The sequence below is a fragment of the Halorhodospira sp. 9622 genome (genome assembly GCF_022228025.1).
Taxonomy (GTDB): Bacteria; Pseudomonadota; Gammaproteobacteria; order Nitrococcales; family Halorhodospiraceae; genus Halorhodospira; species Halorhodospira halophila_A.
In genome coordinates, this window is sequence record NZ_JAJNRE010000091.1 from 1 (window position 1) to 960 (window position 960).

Genomic DNA, 960 nt, shown 5'->3' on the forward strand with positions numbered 1-960 from the left:
CCGCCCATCGAAACCGCCACTGACCGACTCCATGAACCACGAAAACGCTTCCCCGCCACCCTTCGCGCCCGTGGCCGCAGGTTAGCCGGACGCGGCCGATGCACCGTCTGCTTTCACGTCATCGCCGTTCAGGTAGGTGGCCTCCGGTGCCGTGATCTGGAGCAGAACCCCGGCGATATCCTCCGGCTCGGCGATGCGTCCCATCGGGTGATCTTCGTCCGCACCCTCCAAGGACCCACCGCGGAAGCGGCGGAGCAGTTCGGTTCGTGTCGCCCCAGGAGAGAGGCTGACCACCCGGACTCCGTGGCCAACCTCCGCGGCCGCGGCTGAGCGGGTCAGGCCGATGACGGCGTGTTTCGTCGCGGCATAGGTACCAGCGTGTGCCGACCCCGTATGAGAAAGCATGGAACCCGTATTGACGATCACGCCATGCCCCTGCTCGCGCATGACCGGGATCTCGTAGCGCATCGCGTAGTAAACCCCATCCACATTGGTGCGCATGACATCCCGATAGCCGTTCCCACCGGTCACGTCGATGGCGTCGAAATCGCCGAGCGGCCCCTCAATTCCCGCATTGTTGAAAGCAATATCCAGGCGTCCATAGGTCTCCACGCATGCGTCGACAAAGTCACGCATCTCATCGCGCTCACGCACATCGGCGCGCATGTAGGTCGCCTCGCCGCCGGCGTCCCGGATGGATGCAGCCACGGATTCGCCCAGTTCCTCGCGACGACCGCAAAAGAAGACCTTCGCCCCCTCTCGGGCGTACGCATGCGCAGCTGCCTCGCCGATCCCGGAGGTGGCACCCGTGATCAGCACGACGGCGCCCGCATACCGTCCTTCGCTCTCCCGCATGCCTTCGGGCCACCCCCCGAGCGCCGCACCGGCTGCGGCCATGCCGGCGAGCCCTGCGCTGGCGCCGGTCAGAAACCGACGGCGCCCTGGGCTGTCAGGGTCGTG

Annotated in this window: 1 protein-coding gene; it reads right to left on the reverse strand. The window is 66.5% G+C overall.

Going from position 1 to position 960, the window contains the following annotated elements; genetic code table 11:
• Positions 1 to 81 precede the first annotated feature (81 nt).
• A partial coding sequence (locus tag LRG07_RS13725) for an SDR family NAD(P)-dependent oxidoreductase (RefSeq protein WP_238642756.1) occupies positions 82 to 960 on the reverse strand: 879 nt, incomplete at its 5' end.